Below are 20,873 nucleotides of genomic sequence, written 5' to 3'. Positions count from 1 at the left end.
CGGCCCCGTGGCGTGCGTAGTCTTGCCGTGACACGGACGAGGAGGCCGGTGTGTTCGAGAACCTCAACTGGTGGGAGATCGGTGCGCTGCTGCTTTTGGCGCTGCTGATCTTCGGGGACCGGCTGCCCAACGTGATCAGCGATGCTCTCCGGATGGTGCGTAACCTGCGCGCCATGGCCCGCAACGCCACCGGCGACCTGAGCCGCGAGCTGGGCACCGACATCCAGCTGGAGGACCTGCACCCGAAGGCGTTCATCCGCAAGCACCTGCTTAGCGAGGAGGACGAGCAGGCCATCCGGAAGCCGCTGCAGAGCATGTACGACGACCTGCGCTCGGACCTCACCGGTGTGCAGGAGGACCTGAAGGGCGTCGCCAAGGCGGCCGACCCGCGTACCAGCGACACCCGCCCGCTCACCGCGACCGGCGGCACCCCGTCTCCCGCCCCCGCGCCCCGCCCCAACTACGACGACGCCACCTGACCCCCCCCGGGGGGGTCAGCGGGCGCTGGGCTTGAGGCCGAGGGGCTTGCCGAGGAGGGACTCGCGGCGGACGGCGAGGCGGTCGGCGACCTGCATCAGGGCCTTGGCGGCGGGGGCGTCCGGCTGGGCCAGCACGATCGGGGTGCCGGCGTCGCCGCCCTCACGGACGCGGGTGTCCAGCGGGATCTGCCCCAGCACCGGCACCTGCGCGCCGATGGTCCGGGTCAGCGACTCGGCGACCGCCTCGCCGCCACCGGCCCCGAAGACCTCCATCCGCGAGCCGTCCGGCAGCTCCAGCCACGACATGTTCTCGATCACGCCGACCACCCGCTGGTGGGTCTGCAGCGAGATCGCGCCGGCCCGCTCGGCCACCTCGGCGGCGGCGGCCTGCGGGGTGGTGACGACCAGGATCTCCGCGTTCGGCAGCAGCTGGGCCACCGAGATCGCGATGTCGCCGGTGCCCGGGGGCAGGTCCAGCAGGAGCACGTCCAGGTCGCCCCAGTAGACGTCGGCGAGGAACTGCTGCAGTGCCCGGTGCAGCATCGGGCCGCGCCAGACCACGGCCGCGTTGCCCGGGGTGAACATGCCGATCGAGATCACCTTCACGCCGTGCGCCTGCGGCGGCATGATCATGTCCTCGACCCGGGTCGGGGCGCCCTCGGCGCCGAGCATCCGGGGCACCGAGTGGCCGTAGATGTCCGCGTCGACCACACCGACCGACAGGCCGCGGGCCGCCAGCGCGGCGGCCAGGTTGACCGTGACGCTCGACTTGCCGACGCCACCCTTGCCGCTGGCGACCGCGTACACCCGGGTGCGGGAGCCGGGCTGCGCGAACGGGATCACCGGCTCGGCGGTAGCGCCGCCGCGCAGCGTGGCCTGCAGCTGCTGGCGCTGCTCCGGGCTCATCACGCCGAACTCGATCTCGACGCCGGCCACGCCGGGCACCGCGCCCACGGCGGCGGTGATGTCGCTACGCAGCTTGTCCTTCAGCGGGCAACCGGCCACGGTGAGCAGCAACTCGACCCGGACGACGCCGTCCTCGCCGATCTCGGCGGAACGGACCATGCCGAGTTCGGTGATCGGCCGACGGATCTCCGGGTCGTTGACGGTGGCCAGGGCGGCCTGTACCGCGTCGGAGATGGTGCTGACGGGTGCTGACATGCCGCAATGCTACGTCGCTGGTCATCGGTGACCGCCGCTGGTGGGGCCGGTGTGAGCGGGTCGTTGGCTCCGACACCGAGGTTCGGCGTGCTCACGGCAGGAGCCCAAGGCCTAGTGTTACCACCATGTCGACCTTGGCCTACGAGATCGTGGACGTCTTCACCGACCGCCCGTTCGCCGGCAACCCGCTGGCCGTGGTGTTCGGCGCGGAAGGGCTCGCCACCGAACAGATGCAGTCGCTCGCGCTGGAGTTCAACCTGTCGGAGACGGTGTTCGTGCTGCCGCCGACCCAGGTCGGTGCGACGTACCGAGCGAGGATCTTCACGCCGGTCGAGGAACTGCCGTTCGCCGGGCACCCGAGTGTGGGCGCCGCAGTGACCGCCAGCCGTCGTGGGATGTTCGAGGCGGGCACGGTCACCCAGGAGTGCGGCGCCGGAGTGCTGCCGATCGAGGTGACCGCGACCGGAGCGACCCTCACCGGCGGAGCGCCCACGCTCGGCCCAGAACTCGACCCGGAGCCGCTGCTGGAGATGGCCGGGCTCGCCGCCGCCGACCACGCCGGCCCGGCACCCCGGGTCGCCGGCTGCGGCCTGGAGTTCCCCTACCTTCCGGTACGCCCCGACGCGGTGGCCCGGGCCAAGGTGAACCCGGTGACGGCCGAGCGGTACGGCGTGGAACACGTCAGCGTCTTCTCCTGGGACGCAGCCACGCACACCGCGCACGCCCGGGTCTTCGTGCCGGGGCTCGGCGTGCCGGAGGACCCGGCGACCGGCTCGGCCGCCCTCGGTCTCGGGGTCTGGCTGGTCGCCAGTGGGCTGCTGCCCGGCGACGGCCGCTCGGAGTACGCGGTACGCCAGGGCATCGAGATCAACCGGCCGTCCTCGCTGGCCTGCACGGTCACCGCGGCCGACGGAGTGGCCGTGGGCGCGACGGTCTCCGGCCAGGTGATGCCGGTGGCCCGCGGCGAGATCGCCGTCCCACCCTTCCTGGGCTGAGCGCGGTAAGAAGGAGGCCGGAGTGAGCGAAGAGGTGGGCGAGCGGATCGCGACGCCGCTGGTGGACGAGGCGGTGAAGAAGGCCGCCGTGGCATGGGTGTCGGTGGCCGGCGGCCCGGCGTACGCGTTGTGGTGCCTGCCGCTCGACGGCGCGCTCCTGGTGGTCACCGGCCCCGGTGAGCAGTCCGCTCCCGGGCTCGCCGACGCGGACGCGGCGGAGGTGACCCTGCGCGGCGACCACGGCGGCCGGATCGTCACCTGGCCGGCCCGGGTGACCCGGCTGCGCCCGGGCACCGAGGAGTGGGCGGCCGCCGCGCCGCTGGTCGCGGCGAAGCGGCTCAACGCGCCCGGCCCCGTCTCCGACCTGATGGGGCGCTGGGCCGCCGCGGACTGCGCGCTGAACCGGCTCACCCCGGCGGGCGCCCCGGTCGCCGGCGCCGACCTGCCGGCCGAGTCGCTGGCCGAGCAGCCCCGGGCGGCCACGGTGGTCCGCGCCACCCGTACGCCGTTCCGGCTGCACAAGGTCCGGCGCCGGTGACCGTCAGGCCGGTACCGTGCAGGGGACCGGGGTGAGCAGGTCGAGCACCTCGGCCAACGAGGTCAGTACCGGGCCGTGCCAGGACCGGTCGACGTTGAAGGCCAGGTGGTCGACCAGGTCCGGGGCGGCCAGCCGGGCCGCCGTCATGCCGGCCCGCACCGCCCCGGTGAGCTCCTGGCTGCCCCCGTCACCCACGTAGAGGCACTCGGCCGGGGCGAGGTCGAGCTGGCGGCACGCGGCCCGGTAGAGCGCCGGATCCGGCTTGCAGCAGCCCAGCTGCACTGAGAAGACGCACACGTCGAGTAGCGGCGCGACCGCCAGCTGGGGCAGGAACGCCGGCAGCTCGTGGGTGCAGTCGCTGATCAACCCGGTGCGTACGCCCCGCTGGCGCAGCGCGGCCAGCACCGGCACCGCCTCGGCGCGTACCCGGGTGTCGGCGCGTACCGCCCGGTGGCGGGAGGCGACGGCGGCGCGTACCGCCCGATCGGAGGGGTGGACGCCGACCTGGTCGCAGACCCAGCGCAGGGTTGCCTCGGCGTTGCCGAGCCGGCCGCTGGCGCGCTGGTAGTAGGTGCGGTCGAGCACCTCGGTCAGGGCAGCCGATGGGCAGCCGAGCAGCTCGGCGGTGGCCTGGTGGGCGGTGCCACGTTGGACGCTGCACGTGAGCGTGCCGAAGAAGTCGAACAGCACCGCCTGGTAGCTGGGCATGCGGGAGTGCCTCCGGGCGTCGAGGGGGAGGAGTCGCCGGGACGCGCATGATCGTAACGGAGCGCTGACTGCCCGTGGTGCCCGCCGAACGTGTGAGGATTGCTCTCCGTGCCTCCTGTTCCACAGCGTCCTCCGGTCAACGCGCTGACCCTCGGCGCGCTCGCGCTGGCCGTCACCGCCGTCTCGTCGTCCGCCCCGCTCGTCGCGTTCGCCGCCGCGCCCGCCCTCGCCGTCGCCTGCTGGCGGAACCTGCTCTCGACGGCGGTGCTCGGTCCCTTCGCGCTGGCCCGTCGCCGGGCCGAGTTCCGCGCGCTGACCGTCGGCGCCGGCCGGCGCGAGGGGTTGTACTGCGTACTCTCCGGGGTGGCGCTGGCCGCCCACTTCGCCACCTGGATGCCGAGCGCGAAGCTCACCACGGTCGCCGCGGCCACCGCGCTGGGCGCCACCCAGCCGGTGTGGCAGGGGCTGATCGCCCGCTGGCAGGGGCGACGGCTGCCGCTGGCGGCCTGGGCCGGGATCGGGGTGGCCGTGCTCGGCGCGGTGCTGGCTACCGGCGCCGACTTCACCGTCTCCGGCCGGGCCTTCGCCGGTGACCTGCTCGCCGTCACGGGTGGCCTCTTCGCTGCGGTCTACACCGCCTTCGGCGAACGTGCCCGGGCCACCATCAGCACCACCACGTACACCACCATCTGCTACGGCGTCTGCGCGGCGATCCTGTTGGTGGTGTGCCTGCTCGGCGGGGTGCCCCTGCACGGCTGGGCGCCGGGCACCTGGCTGGCGATCCTCGGCCTGGTGGCCGGTGCTCAACTGCTCGGCCACTCGATGTTCAACTACGCCCTGCACCGGGTCTCCGCCACCACGATCAGCGTGCTGATCCTGCTGGAGGCGCCGGGCGCGGCCCTGCTCGCCTGGGTCTGGCTCGGCCAGCTGCCCCGCCCGCTCGCCCTGCCCGGGCTGGCCCTGCTGCTGGTCGGCGTCGCCGTGGTCGTCCTCGGCGGTTCCCGGGCCGGACGCCGTACCGAACCGGTGCCGATTCCCGCCGACGCCACGTTGGCCGGCTGACGCGCCGTCCGGACGCGTCGCGGACCCACTTTGGCCATTTCGCCTCCCGACCGGCCGCTTTCCGTGACAGTGCGGGGGTGGGGAAGGGAGCGAAGCAGCCGGGTGGCCCCGAGCCGGACCGCGGCTCGCTGGTCACGCCCTCGGCCGAGTTCCCGCCGCTCGGCTCCGAGGAGCGCGCGGCGCTGAGCCGGATCGGGGAGCGCTGGCAGGTGGCGTGCCGCCCTGACCAGCTGCCCGTCGACCCGGCCCTGGGCCGTAACCGGCCCGGCCCGGCGCCAAGTCGGTTCGGGCGGCTGACCCCGATCGACATGTTCACCGTGGAGGAGCCGGGCGAGCTGCAGGCCGGCGCTACCGCCCAGGAGCCCGGCTCCCGGACCGCACGGGTGCTCTCCCGTCTGCGCCAGACGCTGTTCGGACCGCCACTGGCCAGCACCGCCGTCGTCTACGAGCGGATGCGCAAGCTCGTCGCCCTGCCGATCCTCTCCTCCGACCTGCTCAGCTCGGTGGCGTACGGGCCGGAGGCGATGCTGACCGTGCTGGTGCTGGCCGGCAGCAGCGCGCTCGGCCTCTCCCTGCCCCTGGCCGCAGTGCTGGTGGTGCTCATGATCGCGGTGGGACTCTCGTACCGGCAGACCATCCCGGCGTACCCGCACGGCGCGGGGTCGTACTTCGTGGCGGGGGACAACCTCGGCACCACGGCGGGACTCACGGCGGCGGCGGGCCTGATGCTCGACTACGTGCTCACCGTGGCGGTGTCGATCGCGGCGGGGGTGAGCGCGATCACCTCGGCGCTGCCCCGGCTCGCCCCGGCCACCGTGCTGTTCGGGGTGCTGGTGATCGCCGTGCTGCTCGCCGGGAACCTGCGCGGAGTGCGCACCGCCGGCAACATCTTCGTGCTGCCCACGTATGCCTTTGTGGCGGCGATCCTCACGCTGCTGCTGGTCGGCTACGCGCGCGCGGCGGGCCGGGGCTTCGCGCCGGTGCCGCCGCCCCCGGTGCCCACCACCGAGGGGCTGGGACTGCTGCTGGTGCTGCGGGCGTTCTCCTCCGGCGCGGTGTCGATGACCGGTATCGAGGCGGTGTCGAACGCGATACCGGCGTTCCGCCCCACCGAGTGGCGCAACGCCCGCACCACGCTTGGCTGGATGGTCACCATGCTGGTGGTGCTCTTCGCCGGGCTGATCGGCCTGATCCACCTGAACGGCCTGGTGCCCCGGCCGAACCAGACGATCCTGTCCCAACTCGGCCGGGTCACCTTCCCCACCGGCCCCTGGTACGCGATCCTGCAGGCCACCACCGCGCTGATCCTGCTGCTGGCGGCGAACACCGCCTTCAACGACTTTCCCCGGCTGCTCTTCTTCATGGCCCGCAACGGCCACGCACCCCGCCGGTTCCTGCACCTGGGGGACCGGCTGTCGTTCAACAACGGCCTGGTCGCCCTCGCCCTCGCCGCGACACTCATTTTCGTCACGTTCGGCGGCCAGACCCAGTCGCTGATCCCGCTCTACGCCGTCGGCGTGTTCCTCGCCTTCACCCTGTCGCAGGCCGGCATGGTGGTGCACTGGCGTCGCCACCGGGACCGGGGCTGGCGACGCCGGCTGCTGATCAACGCGGTCGGTGCCACGCTCTCCGGGGTGGTACTGGTGATCGCCGCGTTCAGCAAGTTCGCCGAGGGCGCCTGGGTGGTGGTGATCGCGGTGCCGCTGCTGGTGCTGCTCGCCCGCTGGATCCACCGCCACTACGCCAAGCTGAACCACGCCCTGGCGCTGCACACGCCGTCGCCCCCCGGGCCCGCATCAGGTGGCGCACCGCGCGGCCCCGGCGGGTCCGCCGAGGGCGAGGAGTTGCCCCAGGAGGTACGCCATCTGGTGGTCGTGCCGGTGGCTCGGCTGAACCGGGCGTCGCTGCGGGCCCTGGCGTACGCGGCGTCGCTGGGCCAGCCGACGCTGGCCGTGCACATCGCCCCCGAGGACGCCGAGGCGGACCGGTTCCGTGAGCAGTGGCGGGCCTGGGGCGACCACCTGCGGCTGGAGACCATCGTGTCGCCGTACCGGGCGGTGATCGGGCCGCTGGCGCACTATCTGGAGGCACTCCACACCGCCCGGCCGGAGCTGACGCTGACCGTGATCGTGCCGGAGGTGGTGCTGCGTCACCGCTGGCACCGGTTCCTGCACAGCCGCGCCGACCACCGGCTGCGCGCCGCGCTGGGCTCACTGCCCGGCGTGGTGGTCACCAGCGTCCCGGTCCACGTCGCCGACTGAGCGTCACAGGTATCCCGCGAAGTGCTCGGCCACCAGGTCGGCGACCGCCTCGGCGTTCCGGTCGCCGTTCACCTCGACCACCCGTACGCCGAGGTCCCGGGCCCGGGCCACGGCGTCGGCCGCGACCAGCTCGTCCCGGGCGATCCGGTTGCGCAGCGCCCGCTCCGGGTCGCTCACACCGGGGCGGCGGGCAGTGGCGCGGGCCAGCCGCACCAACTGGTACGCGCGGAACTCCGGTGTCGGCACCAGCACCACCATCTGCCGGTTCGACTCGACGATCGGGGCGACCGGCCTGTTGCCCACCAGCCTCGATCCACGTACGACGGCTCGTTACTGTCTGTCACATCACCGAGCGGTCCGCCGACGGGGCATGGCTGCCTTTGCTCTGCAGCCCTCCACGCAACAGTCACGCACCGTTCTCGGTTGCGTATATGGCTGCAGAGCAAAGTCGGGTGAAGGAGGGTTTGCCACCGGCTGCGCTGCGCGTGTTTCTGCTGGTCGCGTCGTTGAGGCGGCGGCAGTCTCGAACGCGGGTACACGCAGCGTTGTCACGTAGGGTGACTGAACGTCTCTGATGGCGACGGGTACCCACAGTTACGGCTCAGTAAGAAACAGCCGGTGGGTCATCCAACGTCGAGGCCCACAGCCCTCGCGCTGGCGGTCCACAGCCGGGCGGCCAGCTGCGGGTCGCGGGCCTTCGCCAGGGGCCGGCGCGGTCGACGGTTGTAGTAGTAGCCGCCGGAGGTCAGCCGGGCCGGGTCCTGGTTGGCCAGCCAGACCAGGGTCTCGGCGCCCCGCTCCGGGCTGCGGAAGGGCAGCAGGCGCATGCCGAGGGCGACCAGCGGGCTCTCGTTGCCGAACCGGGTGCGGACCACGCCCGGGTGGAACGAGTACGCCGGCACGTCCGGCCAGCGCCGGGCCGCCTCGGCGGCGAAGAGGATGTTCGCCTGCTTGCTGGTGCCGTAGGCGCGCATCGGCCGGTAGCGGCGCAGCGTCGCGTTGAGGTCGTCCGGGTCGAGGACACCGCTGCGGTGCGCCCCGGAGGCGGTCACCACCATCCGGCCGATCCGATCCCGCAGCAGGTTGCTGAGCAGGAACGGGGCGAGGTGGTTGGCCTGCATGCTCAGCTCGAAGCCGTCGACCGTGGTGACGGGCCGGAGCACGATCGCGCCGGCGTTGTTGGCGAGCACGTCGATCCGGTCGTACGCGGCGCGCAGCCGCTCGGCGAGCTGGCGTACGTCGTCCAGGACGGCGAAGTCGGCGCGGAAGAGTTCCGGCTGCTCGCCACGGGTGTCGCGGACCCGCTGCCCGGCGTCCCGGAGCCGGGCCGGATCCCGGCCGACCAGCACCACCTGGTCACCGCGCCGCGCCAGGTCGACGGCCGCGGCCAGCCCGATGCCCGAGCTGGCGCCCGTCACCACCACGGTACGGCGGTCCGTGAGATCTTCCACAGGTCCGTTCACCCCGGTCACGGCACAAGGTTACCGTGGCGTCACCATGACCTCTGGGATCGAAGGAGAGCACCCATGGCCGCTGTCGGTCGCCCCCGTCGGTCCTGCCTCGCCGTGCCCGGCTCCAGCGTCAAGATGCTCGGCAAGGCGCAGGGTCTCCCCGCGGACCAGGTCTTCCTCGACCTGGAGGACGCGGTCGCCCCGCTGGCCAAGCCGGATGCCCGCAAGAACATCGTCGCCGCGTTGAACGAGGGCGACTGGGCCGGCAAGACCCGGGTGGTCCGGGTGAACGACCTGACCACGCCGTGGACGTACCGGGACGTCATCGAGGTCGTCGAGGGCGCCGGCGCCAACCTGGACTGCATCATGCTGCCGAAGGTGCAGAACGCCGCCCAGGTCCAGTGGCTGGACCTGACGCTCACCCAGATCGAGAAGACGCTCGGCCTGGAGGTCGGCCGGATCGGTATCGAGGCGCAGATCGAGAACGCGGCCGGGCTGGTCAACGTGGACGCGATCGCGGCGGCCTCGCCCCGGGTCGAGACGATCATTTTCGGCCCGGCCGACTTCATGGCCTCGATCAACATGAAGTCACTGGTGGTCGGCGCGTTGATCCCGGACTACCCGGGCGACCCCTACCACTACATCCTGATGCGCATCCTGATGGCCGCCCGGATGCACGACCAGCAGGCCATCGACGGCCCGTTCCTGCAGATCCGGGACGTGGACGGGTTCCGTGAGGTGGCCAAGCGGTCGGCCGCGCTGGGCTTCGACGGTAAGTGGGTGCTGCACCCCGGCCAGATCGAGGCGGCCAACGAGGTCTACTCCCCGGCCCAGGCCGACTACGACCACGCCGAGCTGATCCTCGACGCGTACGACTGGTACACCTCGGAGGCGGGCGGAAAGCTCGGCGCGGTGATGCTCGGCGACGAGATGATCGACGAGGCGTCCCGCAAGATGGCGCTGGTGATCGCGGCCAAGGGGCGGGCGGCCGGCATGACGCGTACCTCGTCGTTCACCCCGCCCGCGCGGTGAGCGCCCTGGCCGGTGCCGCCCCGGGGGTCCGGGGCGGCACCGCGTTTCAGAAGGTGGGCGTGCTGCCGCTGGCCGCCCCGCCGGCGGCGATCGCGAAGATGATCAGCGCGACGTAGCAGGCGATCCCCAGCACCATCAGACCGGTGAGGATCCAGCCGACGATGATGGCGGCCTTCGCCAGCCCCTCGCCCTGCTCGCCGGTCTCCCGGATCTGCTTGCTGGCCACGTGCCCGAGGATCGCGCCGATCGGCGCGGTGGCGCCGCAGAAAACGCCGACCAGCGCCAGCACCAGCGCCACGACGGCCATGCTGTTGGTGCTGGTCGGCGGGGCGCCGTACACCGGGTAGCCGGGCACCGGGTACGCGGGCGGCGGGTAGCCGGGCGCCGCGTACGGGTCGCCCGCCGGCGGGTAGCCGGGGGCGGTGTACGGGCCGGCTGCGGGCGCGGCGCTCGGCTGCGTCCCGGCGTACGGGTCCGACGAGGTCGGCTGGCTCGGGATCGGGCTGCCGCTCATCGGCAGGGTCGGGTCGGCGGGCGGACTCGACTGCTGACCGGGCGCGGGCGGGTCCTGCCAACCGCCGGGCGGCGGGGGATAGCTCATCAGGTCATCTCCTGGTGTGCGCGGGTTTTGCCAGGGTAGCCAGTGGCGGGCGACGGCGAGATCCTCCTTTTTGAGTGCCGCGTTGCCCGGAACGTCCACAGCGGGCAGGATCTCGACATGACCTTTGACGCGCGCGGCGGTCGGTCGCGACGGGACGTGAGCCGCCCCGGAACGGCGCGGCGCACCCGCGGCAGCCTGCCGGCGGGCTCCACCGAGCAGGATGATCAGCCGGCACCGCTCACCGAGCCGGTCACCATGCGCCTGGACGGCCGGGTGGCGCTGGTCACCGGCGCCGGCAGTCCCGACGGCATCGGGTACGCGACCGCGCGCCGCCTCGCCGACCTGGGCGCCCGGGTGGCGATCGTCTCCACCACCCGGCGAATCCACGAGCGCGCCGAGGAGTTGGGTGTCACCGGCTTCGTCGCCGACCTCACCGACGAGTCCGAGGTGGGCGCGCTCGCCGACGCGGTGGCCGAGCAGCTCGGCGACGTCGAGGTGCTGGTCAACAACGCGGGCCTGGCCAGCCGGGCAAGCCCGGAGGTGCTGCGGCCGGTGGCCCAGCTCAGCTACGACGAGTGGCGCGGCGAGATCGACCGCAACCTGACCACCGCGTTCCTGTGCAGCCGGGCGTTCATCGGCGGGATGGCCGAGCGGGGCTGGGGGCGGATCGTCAACCTGGCCGCCACCGCCGGCCCGGTCAACGCGCTGCCCACCGAGGCCGCGTACGCGGCGGCGAAGGCGGGCGTGGTGGGGCTGACCCGGGCGCTGGCGATGGAGATGATCGCCGACGGGGTGACGGTGAACGCGGTCGCGCCCGGCACGATCCACACCGCGGCGTCCACCATGGCCGAGATCAAGCAGGGGCTCGGCACCCCGGTCGGCCGTCCCGGCGCACCCGACGAGGTGGCCGCGGCGATCGCCTTCCTCTGCTCGCCGGCCGCCTCGTACATCACCGGGCAGATGCTGGTGGTCGACGGTGGCAACAGCGTCCGGGAGGCCGAGTACCGCTGACCGTCAGCGGTAGGAGCCGTTGTCCGAGTTCGCCCAGATGACCAGGCCGATCCAGCCGCAGCAGACGAGCAGCCCGAGCGCGGTGAAGACGTAACTGAGGATCAGCCCCCAGCTGGCGAGCTGGCCGCCCTCCTCGCCGGTCTGCCGGATCTGCCGCTTGGCCAGGTGGCCGCAGACGATGCCGGCCGGGGCGAAGACGAAGGCGAAGACCAGCGACAGGATGGCCAGCACGTTCGGCCCGCCGCCGCGTGGCCCCTGCCCGGGCGGCCCGTACTGCCCGTACGGGGGCTGCGGGGCGTACGGCGGTTGTTGGCCCCACGGTGGCTGCTGCGGGTGCCCGTACGGCTGGCCGTAGGGCGGCGGCTCGTACGGCGATGGCGGCTGCTCCGGCTCACCGGGTGGTTGGCTCACGCCCGCTCGCCCCCTCCGTCGCAGGTCAACGGCCCTCTCTCTTGCGGACGCTACCCGCAGCGGTGAACCTTTTCACAGCGGTTGTGTGGACCGGGCACCTTGGCCTCGCCGATCGCGGGGCCGATACTTAGCGAGCGTTCAGTTACCCCTGGGTAAGGGGTTGACCCCGGAGGCGGAGATGGCCCGACTCGCCCAGACGCCCGGCCTGACCGACGTGCAGCGGTCGATCCTGGAGACCGTCCGCGAGTTCGCCGATCGGGAGATCATTCCGCACGCCCAGCGGCTGGAGCACGCCGACGAGTATCCCGCCGACATCCTCGACGGGATGCGCGAGATGGGCCTGTTCGGCCTCACCATCGCCGAGGAGTACGGCGGCCTCGGCGAGTCCCTGCTGACGTACGCCCTGGTGGTCGAGGAACTGTCCCGGGGCTGGATGTCGATCTCCGGCATCGTCAACACCCACTTCATCGTGGCGTACCTGATCTCCCAGCACGGTTCGGCCGAGCAGCAGGCGCGGCTGCTGCCGAGGATGGCCACCGGCGAGGTGCGGGGCGCCTTCTCGATGTCGGAACCGGAGTGCGGCTCCGACGTGTCGGCGATCAGGTCGAAGGCGGTCCGCGAGGGCGACACTTTTGTACTCAACGGCCAGAAGATGTGGCTGACCAACGGCGCGTACTCCTCGGTGGTGGCCACCCTGGTCAGGACCGACACCGGTGCCGACTCGGTCTACGGCAACATGAGCACCTTCCTGCTGGAGAAGCAGCCCGGCTTCGGCGAGACCGCGCCCGGCCTGACCATCCCCGGCAAGATCGACAAGATGGGCTACAAGGGCGTCGAGACCACCGAGATGGTGCTCGACGGGGTCACCGTTCCCGCCTCCGCCGTCCTCGGCGGCGCGGAAAAGATCGGTCGCGGCTTCTACCAGATGATGGACGGCATCGAGGTCGGTCGGGTCAATGTCGCCGCCCGCGCCTGCGGCATCTCCATCCGCGCCTTCGAACTGGCCGTCGCGTACGCCCAGCAGCGCCGGACCTTCGGCCAGCCTCTCGCGAAGCACCAGGCCGTCGCCTTCAAGCTCGCCGAGATGGGTACGAAGATCGAGGCGGCGCACGCCCTCATGGTCAACGCCGCCCGGCTCAAGGACGTCGGCCAGCGCAACGACGTCGAGGCCGGGATGGCCAAGCTGCTCGCTTCGGAATACTGCGCCGAGGTCGTCCAGGAGGCGTTCCGCATCCACGGCGGCTACGGCTACTCCAAGGAGTACGAGATCGAGCGGCTGATGCGGGAGGCCCCGTTCCTGCTCATCGGCGAGGGCACCTCGGAGATCCAGAAGACCATCATCTCCCGCGGCCTGCTCAAGGAGTACAAGCTCTGACCGGCGCGCCGCTCAACCGTCGGCGGGTGCCACGGCCGGCTCCGGCGGGGTGACCGGCAGGCCCACCGCCAGCACCTCCGGCCGCGACCGGAAATGCTCGATCGCGGCGACCAGCCGCTCCTCGGGCACTGCCGTATCCCGGCCGCCCACCACCGGTGCCGGCTCCAGGGAGACCCACTTCGCCGGCCGCAGCCGCACCCCGTCCACCCGGCCGTCCGACCTGTGCGGGGTGACCATGTCGATGTTCGTCCAGCCGTACGTCCGGCGGCCGTGCCGGATCCCGCTCGTGGTGAGCGCCAGCCGCCCGGTGAACCGGATCTCCTCGTAGACCACCCGCCCGATCCAGGCGGCGACGCCGACCGCGAGCAGCGGCCGCAGGAGCGCGGCCCACCGGGGCACCTCGGGAAACGTGCCGATCAGTCCCACCCCGATCGCGGCCGTCGCTGCCGTGTTTGCCACCAGGTCGGCCCAGCCGGCGAGGGAACGCCGCGCCACCAGGCCGGGCTCCACCGAGTGCCGGCCCGCCACCCGTGATCGCCACATCAGGCGGCCGTCGCGCCGGGGCCACCACCGCTGCGACAGCCACCGCCCACCAAGGAGTAGCCAAACGAAACAGCTGAGATCCAGCTGATGCCGTGACGGCAGCCGCAGTAGACCGTTGACCAGCGGCACCGCCACCGCTGCGGCGGTCGAGACGGCGAGCAGGCGGCGCGTCCAGAGGCCGTCGCCGGGCGAGGGCAGCCGGCCGAGCGAGGGGAGTGGCACACGCGCAGGGTACGGGCGCTGCCGAAGTTTTAGGGCTCAGCCGAGTCGACTGAGCCCCGCCGCCGCCCGCTCCACGATGAGACAGCGGTCCTCGATGTAGTCGATCCCCGCCTCCTCGGCGATCCGCCGCGCCTCTTCGGACACGATCCCGAGCTGCAACCACACCGCCGGGGCGCCGATCGCCGCCGCCTGCCGGACCACCTCGACCGCGTCCTGCGCCGGACGGAACACGTCCACCAGGTCGACCGGGTGCGGGATGTCGGCCAGCGACGGGTACGCCTTCTCGCCGAACAGTTCGTCCACCGTCGGGTTGACCGGGATGATCCGCCAGCCGTACCGCCGCATCTCCGCCGGCACCCGGTGCGCGGCCTTGCCCGGGTCGCGGGACGCGCCCACGACGGCGATCACGGCGGAGTCGGCGAGGATCTGCTGGGCTGTACGCACCCACAGACTCTAGTCCTGAGGGGCGCCCGGACGGGGGCGGGTCGGGTGCAGGATGGGGGCGTGGAGACGTCGACCTTTGTCTACGACGGTGACTGCGCCTTCTGCACGCGCTGTGTGCAGTTCATCGAGCGGCGGATCCCCACCGACGCGCGGGTGGTGCCCTGGCAGTTCGCCGACCTGGCGGCGCTGGGGCTGACGGAGGCCGAATGCGAGGAGTCGGTGCGGTGGGTGGGCGGTGACGGCTCCCGCGCCGCCGGCCCGGACGCCATCGCCAAGCTGCTCGGCGGCAGCGCGCCGCTCTGGCGGATGGCCGGGGCGGGGCTGCGCTTCCCGCCGGTGCGGACCGTCGCCTGGCCGGTCTACCGGTGGGTGGCCCGCAACCGGCACAGGCTGCCGGGCGGCACGGCCGCCTGCGCCCTGCCACGGGAGGTCCGGGAACGCCGATAGGGGTTAGACCGGCCGTCCGGGCCCCGGCGGGGGCCCGGACGGTTCAGAAGTCAGTGCTCGTGCGCGCCCATCTTCTGGCGAACCTCGTCCATGTCCAGCTTCTCGACCTGCTCGATCAGGTTCTCCAGCGCGGAGTCGGGCAGCGCGCCCGGCTGCGCGTAGACGATCACGCCGTCCTTGATCGCCATCACCGTCGGGATCGAGCGGATGTTGAACCTGGCCCCCAACTCCTGCTGGGCCTCGGTGTCGACCTTGCCGAAGACGATGTCCGGGTGCTTCTCGGACGAGCGCTCGTAGACCGGGGCGAAGCGCTTGCACGGACCACACCAGTCAGCCCAGAAGTCGAGCAACACGATGCCCTCGCGCTCGGTCACCTCTTCAAAGTTGGCCGTGGTCAGCTCAACCGTTGCCATTGCACTCTCCGATCAGCGCGGATTGCCTACGTCCAGTGAGAACCATGGTGGATGTCGTCCAATTCCCGTGACGTACGCGACGAAACGTACCGCTACGCCGCGGTCACGCTCCGGCCCATCGAGCCCAATCTGTCTTCCCGGATGTGTGGAACGCAAGTGCGGGCCGCATTTGCGTGACCGCCCGTGATGGGAGCGTTTCCAACGTGATCACGGCGAGTGTGCGCTACGGGACGGTAACTTGGTGATTGACAAGGAGCTATCCGAGCTGCGGAGATCGCTTGCGGAGTGATCAATGATTACTCAGCGTGTTGTCACAAAAAGATAAATGTGACGTCCGTCTCTGTTGGTACGGGCTCGCCGTACGGCAGAATCTCTCACATCAGAGCGTGGGCGGCGGGTGCCGGGGAGGGCCCCGCCGCTCATTGCGTCCGCCCTCGGATCGGTCCGGGCGTGACATTTCCTCGTCGGTAGCGCCCCCACCTCCGCCTTAACAAGCGGTAAGGCATGCTGGGCCGAACTCCATCGCCGCCCGTCCGAGGGGGACCAGGATGCAGTTCGGCCGCTACTACGAGGAGTTCGAGGTCGGCGCGGTCTACCGGCACTGGCCGGGCAAGACGGTCACCGAGTCTGACGACCACCTCTTCTGCCTGCTCACCATGAACCACCACCCGCTGCACATGGACGCCCACTACGCCGGGTCGGCGACCCAGTTCAAGCGCAACGTGGTGGTCGGCAACTACATCTACTCGCTGCTGCTGGGCATGTCGGTGCCGGACGTCAGCGGCAAGGCGATCGCCAACCTGGAGGTCGAGTCCCTGCGGCACGTCGCCCCTACCTTCCACGGCGACACCATCTACGGCGAGACGACCGTGCTGGACAAGCGGGAGTCCTCGTCGAAGCCGGACCGTGGCGTGGTGGCCGTGGAAACCCGGGGCTACAACCAGGACGGCACCCTGGTCTGCGTCTTCCGCCGCAAGGTGATGGTTCCCAAGAAGGAGTACGCGGCCGCGGGCGTGCCCGAGGGCGTCGACCCGGAGCGGCCCAGCTTCCCCGAGCCGCGCTGAAGCCGTTGTACGACGCCGGGCCCCTTTCCGATCCGCGCGGAAGGGGCCTGTTTCTCATTACCGGGCATATGCTGACGCCGTGAGCCACTCCGTCGCCGGAGAGCCGCCCTCTGCCGGACGTCGTGCCGCACCGCTGACCACCGCCGTCTACTCCGCGGCGGAGTGGGACCTGCTGACCGAACTGCCGGGTCGGGTCCTCGTCGCCGCCGCCGCGCCGACCCCCGGGCGTCCGCCCCGGGGAGTGGCCGCCGGGCTCGCCGGCCTGGACGCCGTGGCGGCCGGCCGGGGGTTCGACAGCGACCTGGTCCGCGCCGTGGTCTCCGCCATCTACGCCCGGCACGACGGCCCCGCCGACCGGGTCGACCAGCTCACCGACCTGGTCGACCTGCTCGCCGCCTGCCGCGCCGCGGTGCGGGTGCTCCGCCGACGCGCCGACCCGGCCGACTCGGCGGTCTACCGACAGTGGGTGGAGTCCGTCGCGGCCCGGGTCTGCCGGGTCGGCGACGCCGGGGCCAGCCCCGCCGACCGGCGCTTCCTCGACCGGCTCGCCAGCGCGCTCGACCTGCGCTGACCGGGGTCCTGGGCCGGCCGGCGCACCCAGGCCGTACCCTCTGGAAACCGTGACCGACGACCAGCTCGACGTGGGTGTGGGGCCGTGGCCCGGCGACCCGCCGGACGACCCGAGGTACGACCCGGAGCTGCTCGCCGAGGGCGACCGGCGCAACGTGGTGGACCGCTACCGCTACTGGCGACGGGAGGCCGTGGTGGCGGACCTGGACCGGCGCCGGCACGACTTCCACGTGGCCATCGAGAACTGGCAGCACGACTTCAACATCGGCACGGTGGTCCGCAACGCCAACGCCTTCCTCGCCGCCGAGGTGCACATCGTCGGGCGGCGACGGTGGAACCGGCGTGGGGCCATGGTGACCGACCGCTACCAGCACGTCCGGCACCACCCCACGATCGAGGAGTTCGTCGCCTGGGCGGCGGCGCGACAGTTGCCGGTGGTCGGCATCGACAACCTGCCCGGCTCGAAGCCGCTGGAGACGAGCGTCCTCCCGCGGCGTTGCGTGCTTCTCTTCGGCCAGGAGGGGCCGGGGCTGTCCGACGTGGCCCGAGCCGGCTGCGACCAGCTCTTCTCCATCGCCCAGTACGGCTCGACGCGGTCGATCAACGCCGGCGTGGCCAGTGGCATCGCCATGCACGCCTGGGTCCGCGCCTACGCCGGGCCGCCACCGGACTGACGCCATCCGCCGGACCCGCCCGCTGGTGCGCCGGGGCATCCCGCCCACTGGCGCGCCGGGCGTCAGCCACCCACTCCACTGTGGCTGACGAATTCCCGACCGATCGACGCGCGTACGCCGGCGAGGCTCGGGGATTGCGGCTTCATGCGATAGCCTGGCCGGCGAGTGCGGTCACCTCCGCGCAGATATTCACTGTACGACACCATGCTGATACTCTGGGTGCCACTGCGATAAACGCACCCGGTGCCGCGCGAGAGGATGGCCCGCCATGGTCAAGAAGGTCCTCACCTGGGCCGGCATCGCGTTCCTGGTTTTCTTCGTCGCCTACCGGCCCAACTCCGCCGCCGACGTCTTCAAGTCCCTCGGCGGCGGCATCATGGACATAGCCCAGGGCTTCGGTGACTTCTTCACCAGCCTGGTTGCCTAGCCGGCGATGGGAAGCCCCTCCGGTCCGCCCTTCGACCCGGACGATCCCGACTGGGAACGCCGGGAGCGCGACACCGAGCCCATTCCCCGGATCGACCCTGACGACGGACCCGGCCTCGGTCGCGGTGCCTCCCTCGGCGACGGTCCCGCCCTGTCCGACGACATCAACCTGGGTGACGGGCCGGCCTTCGCCGGTGAGGGCCGCTCCGGGCGGGCCTGGATCCGCGACCCGGAGGGTGGCTACCAGCCGCCGCAGATCTCCGAGGACGAGCTGGCCGGGCTGCGCGCCGATGCCTCGGGCATGTCCCCCCGCCGGGTGCTGCCGCTGGAGGACGAGCCCAGCTCGCTGGTGGCTCGCTATCTCTTCCCCACCGAGCGTTACCGGGGCGAGTGGAAGCGGCACTGGATCCACCTTGCCACGCCGATCCTCATCGGCATCGCGGCCACCTTCGTCCTCGGCTACCTCTCCGGCTTCCTCGCCGGGCGCAACGTCGGGGCGCTGACCACCGTCGCGGTGCTGCTCTGGTTCGCGGTGATGGGCTGGGTCGCCTGGCGGGTCGCCGACTGGTGGTACGACCGCTTCATCCTCACCAACAAGCGGGTGATGGTGGTCAACGGCATCATCACCCGCCGGGTGGCGATGATGCCGCTGGTCCGGGTCACCGACATGAAATACACCCAGTCGCCGACCGGCCGGGCGCTCAACTACGGCACCTTCGTGCTGGAATCCGCCGGCCAGGACCAGGCGCTCCGCGAGGTCAAGAACCTGCCCAACCCCAACGAGCTCTACCTGCGCGTCGTCGAAGAGATGTACGAGCCGCAGGCCGTCGAGGCGCGGTTGGGCAAGGAGGCGGACGAGGCCCAGGCGGACGACGGCGCCTGAAACTTTTCGTCCGAACATCGGATGAACTGCGCACCATTTGCCGTCGACCCGAGCCGTCCGGACGTGGCAGCCTGCCATGCAGGACGGGGGCGCGGAGGTGACACGGTGGCGAACAGGGATCCGCTGGAGGAGGAGTTCCGTGAGTTCGTCGCGGCCCGCTCCAACGCCCTGCTGCGTACCGCCTACCTGCTCGCCGGAGACTGGGCGACGGCCGAGGACCTGCTCCAGACCGCGCTGACCAAGACTTACCTGGCCTGGAAGCGTCTCGGCGGGATCGAGGCCATCGAGCCGTACGCCCGCCGGGTGCTGGTCAACACCTCGACGAGTTGGTGGCGGCGTCGCTGGCACGGCGAACGGCCGACCGAGGTGCTGCCCGAGCGGGCCGGGGTCGACGAGATCGAGCAGCAGCTCGACCGGGACGCCCTCTGGCGGCACCTGCAGGCCCTGCCGGCTCGGCAGCGGGCCGTGCTGGTCCTCCGTTTCTACGAGGACATGTCCGAGGCGCAGACCGCCGCCCTGCTGGAGATCTCCCCGGGCACCGTGAAGAGCCAGACCTCACGGGCGTTGAGCACGCTGCGCCGTCGGCTGGGCTCCGAGGCCGCCCTCGGCCTGCCGGCCGAGCAGGCGGCGGCACCGGACCCCGCGCCGCGCACGCAGCCGGCGCGGCGGGCGGTGCCACGGCCCGTTGGGCCACCGCCGGTCGCGCGCCCGCCGGTGATCCGGCCGGCCCCGATCCCCACCGGCCCGGCCCTCGCCCGCCCCGCCAACAGCGTGCCGGTGGAGACCCGATGAGCGCCCCCTGCGACAACCAGACGGGCGGCCCGGAGCGTCCATCTTTCGTGACCGACGACGAGCTGGAGCGGGCGCTGCGGGACGCCTTCGCCCGCCGGGTCGCCACGCCGCGACCGCTCGCCGCCGACCCGGCGGGTCTGGCCGTCCGGCGGGCCCGGCGGGTCGGCCGCCGCCGTACGCTGACCGGTCTCGCCTTGGCCGGGGTGGCCACGGCGCTGGTCACCACCGGCGTGGCCCAGCTCGGCGCACCGGCGGGCCGGGACGGCACGCCGATCGTGGTGCTCGGCGACCCACGCGGATCCTCGCCCTCCCCGCTGCCCGCCGAGTCCACCGCCGCGGCCCCCGCCGCCGGCCCGGTCCGCCCCGAACTCGACCTGATCGTCGGCTCCTGGCTCTACACCAACGGTGGCGAGCGGTGGGAGCTGACCGGGGTGAGCACGGTCGAGCGGGCGCAGCGCGTTCCCGACCGCGGGGGCTGGCTGCTCACCTCGGCGGTCACCGCGGCCGGCCGTACCCTTTGGTGGGTGCCGCCGAACGGCAGGCCGCCGCAGGTGCTGCTCGCCGGCGCGGACGCGATCGCGGTCGCTGCGGACGGGCGCCGGGTCGCCTGGCGTGACGGCGGCGAGGTCTTCGCCGCCGGCGCGGTCGCCGGGCAGCTTCTGGCGACCACCCGGGCGGCGGCCCCGGCGGGGGCCGTGCCGGTCGGCTTCGCCGGCGACACCGTCCTGATCCGGCAGCCCGGCCGGGGCGGTTTCCGCGTCTGGCACTCGCCGACCGAGGATCGGCTGGGCACCGTGAACCGGGACGTGCTCAACGTCTACGGTGTGCGCCCCGACGGCCTGGTGGTCGGTCAGGTCTCGGCCGGCACGCCCCGGCGGCCCTGCCTCGCTCTCCTCGACCCGGCCCGGGAGCTCGCCCCGGTCCGCACCGGTTGCGACCCGGAACTCGCCACCGACGGCCGTGGCGACGTCTCCGCCGACGGTCGGTGGCTGCTGGTGAACGGCGCGCGGAACGCAGCGCTCCTGGTCGACCTGGACGCACTCGGCTCCGGCGGGTCGGGCCAGTCCGCCGGGCCGGCGCTGACGGGGGTGGTGACGTGGACCCGGGCGGGCGCCGCCCTGCACGTCGACGCCGCCGGCGCGCTGGTCCGGGTACGCCCCGAGGAGGTGACGGCCGGCGAGCAACCCTTCTCCTCGCCGGTCGACGGGGTCGCTCCGGGTGACCGGCCGGTCGTGGTGGCCGACAGCCGCCCCTGACCGGTTGCCCGCTCGCCGCGACCGGCGGCGGCACCAGGCCGGTAGCGTCGGCGA

25 protein-coding genes are annotated in these 20,873 nt (G+C 72.4%); 16 read left to right on the top strand and 9 right to left on the bottom strand.

Translation table 11 applies throughout. The annotated features are described in order from the left end of the window. The first annotated feature begins 50 nt into the window (after window positions 1–50). Window positions 51–479 carry a preprotein translocase subunit TatB gene (locus tag AB0C02_RS00810; protein WP_357539697.1) on the top strand — a complete coding sequence of 143 codons (429 nt, stop codon included), beginning with the start codon at window positions 51–53 and terminating at the stop codon, window positions 477–479. A 15-nt stretch (window positions 480–494) separates the two neighbouring features. Here AB0C02_RS00810 and AB0C02_RS00805 read toward each other — a convergent pair whose 3' ends face one another. Next, entirely contained in the window at window positions 495–1,640 is a 1,146-nt protein-coding gene (locus AB0C02_RS00805; protein ID WP_357539695.1) for an Mrp/NBP35 family ATP-binding protein, read from the bottom strand. Window positions 1,641–1,765: 125 nt separating this feature from the next. Here AB0C02_RS00805 and AB0C02_RS00800 point away from each other — a divergent pair, with 125 nt between their 5' ends. Further along, window positions 1,766–2,635: a PhzF family phenazine biosynthesis protein gene (locus AB0C02_RS00800; protein WP_357539693.1), complete on the top strand. Its 870-nt coding sequence runs from the start codon at window positions 1,766–1,768 to the stop codon at window positions 2,633–2,635. A gap of 22 nt (window positions 2,636–2,657) precedes the next feature. Beyond that, entirely contained in the window at window positions 2,658–3,173 is a 516-nt protein-coding gene (locus tag AB0C02_RS00795) for a hypothetical protein (protein WP_357539691.1), read from the top strand. A gap of 3 nt (window positions 3,174–3,176) precedes the next feature. On the opposite strand, the gene AB0C02_RS00790 is transcribed toward AB0C02_RS00795, so the two are convergent. Continuing rightward, window positions 3,177–3,881: an HAD family hydrolase gene (locus tag AB0C02_RS00790; RefSeq protein ID WP_357539689.1), complete on the bottom strand. Its 705-nt coding sequence runs from the start codon at window positions 3,879–3,881 to the stop codon at window positions 3,177–3,179. 108 nt (window positions 3,882–3,989) lie between these two features. Between AB0C02_RS00790 and AB0C02_RS00785 the strand changes: the two genes are divergently transcribed. Both AB0C02_RS00785 and AB0C02_RS00780 read left to right on the top strand, forming a co-directional pair. After that, window positions 3,990–4,943, top strand: a complete 954-nt coding sequence (locus tag AB0C02_RS00785) for a DMT family transporter (protein WP_357539687.1) — start codon at window positions 3,990–3,992, stop codon at window positions 4,941–4,943. A 77-nt stretch (window positions 4,944–5,020) separates the two neighbouring features. Then, complete coding sequence (locus AB0C02_RS00780; RefSeq protein ID WP_357539685.1) at window positions 5,021–7,204, top strand: APC family permease; 2,184 nt, start codon at window positions 5,021–5,023, stop codon at window positions 7,202–7,204. 3 nt (window positions 7,205–7,207) lie between these two features. Here AB0C02_RS00780 and AB0C02_RS00775 read toward each other — a convergent pair whose 3' ends face one another. After that, on the bottom strand, window positions 7,208–7,507 hold the full coding sequence (locus AB0C02_RS00775) for a hypothetical protein (protein ID WP_357539683.1): 300 nt from the start codon (window positions 7,505–7,507) through the stop codon (window positions 7,208–7,210). A 320-nt stretch (window positions 7,508–7,827) separates the two neighbouring features. Further along, window positions 7,828–8,655 carry an SDR family NAD(P)-dependent oxidoreductase gene (locus AB0C02_RS00770; RefSeq protein ID WP_357540958.1) on the bottom strand — a complete coding sequence of 276 codons (828 nt, stop codon included), beginning with the start codon at window positions 8,653–8,655 and terminating at the stop codon, window positions 7,828–7,830. A gap of 75 nt (window positions 8,656–8,730) precedes the next feature. Here AB0C02_RS00770 and AB0C02_RS00765 point away from each other — a divergent pair, with 75 nt between their 5' ends. Then, window positions 8,731–9,687, top strand: a complete 957-nt coding sequence (locus AB0C02_RS00765; protein WP_357539681.1) for a CoA ester lyase — start codon at window positions 8,731–8,733, stop codon at window positions 9,685–9,687. A 46-nt stretch (window positions 9,688–9,733) separates the two neighbouring features. On the opposite strand, the gene AB0C02_RS00760 is transcribed toward AB0C02_RS00765, so the two are convergent. Further along, entirely contained in the window at window positions 9,734–10,288 is a 555-nt protein-coding gene (locus tag AB0C02_RS00760; RefSeq protein WP_357539679.1) for a DUF4190 domain-containing protein, read from the bottom strand. A 117-nt stretch (window positions 10,289–10,405) separates the two neighbouring features. Between AB0C02_RS00760 and AB0C02_RS00755 the strand changes: the two genes are divergently transcribed. Beyond that, entirely contained in the window at window positions 10,406–11,299 is an 894-nt protein-coding gene (locus AB0C02_RS00755; RefSeq protein ID WP_357539677.1) for an SDR family NAD(P)-dependent oxidoreductase, read from the top strand. Between the two features lie 3 nt (window positions 11,300–11,302). On the opposite strand, the gene AB0C02_RS00750 is transcribed toward AB0C02_RS00755, so the two are convergent. After that, complete coding sequence (locus tag AB0C02_RS00750; protein WP_357539675.1) at window positions 11,303–11,710, bottom strand: DUF4190 domain-containing protein; 408 nt, start codon at window positions 11,708–11,710, stop codon at window positions 11,303–11,305. Between the two features lie 178 nt (window positions 11,711–11,888). Here AB0C02_RS00750 and AB0C02_RS00745 point away from each other — a divergent pair, with 178 nt between their 5' ends. After that, complete coding sequence (locus AB0C02_RS00745; protein ID WP_357539673.1) at window positions 11,889–13,085, top strand: acyl-CoA dehydrogenase family protein; 1,197 nt, start codon at window positions 11,889–11,891, stop codon at window positions 13,083–13,085. Between the two features lie 12 nt (window positions 13,086–13,097). Here AB0C02_RS00745 and AB0C02_RS00740 read toward each other — a convergent pair whose 3' ends face one another. Both AB0C02_RS00740 and AB0C02_RS00735 read right to left on the bottom strand, forming a co-directional pair. Next, the gene (locus tag AB0C02_RS00740; protein WP_357539671.1) at window positions 13,098–13,850 is read right to left on the bottom strand and encodes a hypothetical protein; all 753 of its coding nucleotides are present in this window, start codon (window positions 13,848–13,850) and stop codon (window positions 13,098–13,100) included. A gap of 36 nt (window positions 13,851–13,886) precedes the next feature. After that, window positions 13,887–14,294 (bottom strand): CoA-binding protein, encoded by a 408-nt coding sequence (locus AB0C02_RS00735; RefSeq protein WP_357539669.1) that lies wholly within the window; start codon window positions 14,292–14,294, stop codon window positions 13,887–13,889. A 60-nt stretch (window positions 14,295–14,354) separates the two neighbouring features. Here AB0C02_RS00735 and AB0C02_RS00730 point away from each other — a divergent pair, with 60 nt between their 5' ends. Further along, the gene (locus AB0C02_RS00730; RefSeq protein ID WP_357539667.1) at window positions 14,355–14,741 is read left to right on the top strand and encodes a DUF393 domain-containing protein; all 387 of its coding nucleotides are present in this window, start codon (window positions 14,355–14,357) and stop codon (window positions 14,739–14,741) included. A 50-nt stretch (window positions 14,742–14,791) separates the two neighbouring features. Here the strand turns inward: AB0C02_RS00730 and trxA are convergent, their stop codons facing one another. Beyond that, window positions 14,792–15,154 (bottom strand): thioredoxin, encoded by a 363-nt coding sequence (trxA, locus tag AB0C02_RS00725; protein ID WP_357539665.1) that lies wholly within the window; start codon window positions 15,152–15,154, stop codon window positions 14,792–14,794. Between the two features lie 548 nt (window positions 15,155–15,702). Here trxA and AB0C02_RS00720 point away from each other — a divergent pair. The 7 genes from AB0C02_RS00720 to AB0C02_RS00690 all read left to right on the top strand — a co-directional run bounded on the left by AB0C02_RS00720 (window position 15,703) and on the right by AB0C02_RS00690 (window position 20,819). Further along, window positions 15,703–16,218 carry a MaoC family dehydratase gene (locus tag AB0C02_RS00720; protein ID WP_357539663.1) on the top strand — a complete coding sequence of 172 codons (516 nt, stop codon included), beginning with the start codon at window positions 15,703–15,705 and terminating at the stop codon, window positions 16,216–16,218. 79 nt (window positions 16,219–16,297) lie between these two features. Then, window positions 16,298–16,789 (top strand): hypothetical protein, encoded by a 492-nt coding sequence (locus AB0C02_RS00715; RefSeq protein ID WP_357539661.1) that lies wholly within the window; start codon window positions 16,298–16,300, stop codon window positions 16,787–16,789. Between the two features lie 49 nt (window positions 16,790–16,838). Then, the gene (locus AB0C02_RS00710; protein WP_357539659.1) at window positions 16,839–17,462 is read left to right on the top strand and encodes an RNA methyltransferase; all 624 of its coding nucleotides are present in this window, start codon (window positions 16,839–16,841) and stop codon (window positions 17,460–17,462) included. A 268-nt stretch (window positions 17,463–17,730) separates the two neighbouring features. Continuing rightward, window positions 17,731–17,889 (top strand): hypothetical protein, encoded by a 159-nt coding sequence (locus tag AB0C02_RS00705; protein ID WP_357539657.1) that lies wholly within the window; start codon window positions 17,731–17,733, stop codon window positions 17,887–17,889. A 6-nt stretch (window positions 17,890–17,895) separates the two neighbouring features. Beyond that, a complete protein-coding gene (locus AB0C02_RS00700) occupies window positions 17,896–18,771 on the top strand; it encodes a PH domain-containing protein (RefSeq protein WP_357539655.1) in 876 nt (291 codons plus the stop codon). 105 nt (window positions 18,772–18,876) lie between these two features. Continuing rightward, window positions 18,877–19,563, top strand: a complete 687-nt coding sequence (locus AB0C02_RS00695; RefSeq protein ID WP_357539653.1) for a SigE family RNA polymerase sigma factor — start codon at window positions 18,877–18,879, stop codon at window positions 19,561–19,563. Further along, a complete protein-coding gene (locus AB0C02_RS00690; RefSeq protein ID WP_357539651.1) occupies window positions 19,560–20,819 on the top strand; it encodes a hypothetical protein in 1,260 nt (419 codons plus the stop codon). The genes AB0C02_RS00695 and AB0C02_RS00690 overlap by 4 nt, the downstream gene beginning before the upstream one ends. Window positions 20,820–20,873 lie beyond the last annotated feature (54 nt).

This window comes from Micromonospora sp. NPDC048999 (genome assembly GCF_040649295.1).
Lineage (GTDB): Bacteria > Actinomycetota > Actinomycetes > Mycobacteriales > Micromonosporaceae > Micromonospora.
Note: the sequence above shows the minus strand (reverse complement) of the source record. Positions and strands in the feature narration are given on the sequence as shown.

What these genes read in the sequence shown, in the direction of transcription:
- AB0C02_RS00705 (WP_357539657.1), top strand. Translation starts at nt 17,731, where the DNA reads ATGGTCAAGAAGGTCCTCACCTGGGCCGGCATCGCGTTCCTGGTTTTC.
- AB0C02_RS00790 (WP_357539689.1), bottom strand. Translation starts at nt 3,881, where the DNA reads ATGCCCAGCTACCAGGCGGTGCTGTTCGACTTCTTCGGCACGCTCACG.
- AB0C02_RS00720 (WP_357539663.1), top strand. Translation starts at nt 15,703, where the DNA reads ATGCAGTTCGGCCGCTACTACGAGGAGTTCGAGGTCGGCGCGGTCTAC.
- AB0C02_RS00755 (WP_357539677.1), top strand. Translation starts at nt 10,406, where the DNA reads ATGACCTTTGACGCGCGCGGCGGTCGGTCGCGACGGGACGTGAGCCGC.
- AB0C02_RS00745 (WP_357539673.1), top strand. Translation starts at nt 11,889, where the DNA reads ATGGCCCGACTCGCCCAGACGCCCGGCCTGACCGACGTGCAGCGGTCG.
- AB0C02_RS00690 (WP_357539651.1), top strand. Translation starts at nt 19,560, where the DNA reads ATGAGCGCCCCCTGCGACAACCAGACGGGCGGCCCGGAGCGTCCATCT.
- AB0C02_RS00805 (WP_357539695.1), bottom strand. Translation starts at nt 1,640, where the DNA reads ATGTCAGCACCCGTCAGCACCATCTCCGACGCGGTACAGGCCGCCCTG.
- trxA (WP_357539665.1), bottom strand. Translation starts at nt 15,154, where the DNA reads ATGGCAACGGTTGAGCTGACCACGGCCAACTTTGAAGAGGTGACCGAG.
- AB0C02_RS00700 (WP_357539655.1), top strand. Translation starts at nt 17,896, where the DNA reads ATGGGAAGCCCCTCCGGTCCGCCCTTCGACCCGGACGATCCCGACTGG.
- AB0C02_RS00760 (WP_357539679.1), bottom strand. Translation starts at nt 10,288, where the DNA reads ATGAGCTATCCCCCGCCGCCCGGCGGTTGGCAGGACCCGCCCGCGCCC.
- AB0C02_RS00765 (WP_357539681.1), top strand. Translation starts at nt 8,731, where the DNA reads ATGGCCGCTGTCGGTCGCCCCCGTCGGTCCTGCCTCGCCGTGCCCGGC.
- AB0C02_RS00800 (WP_357539693.1), top strand. Translation starts at nt 1,766, where the DNA reads ATGTCGACCTTGGCCTACGAGATCGTGGACGTCTTCACCGACCGCCCG.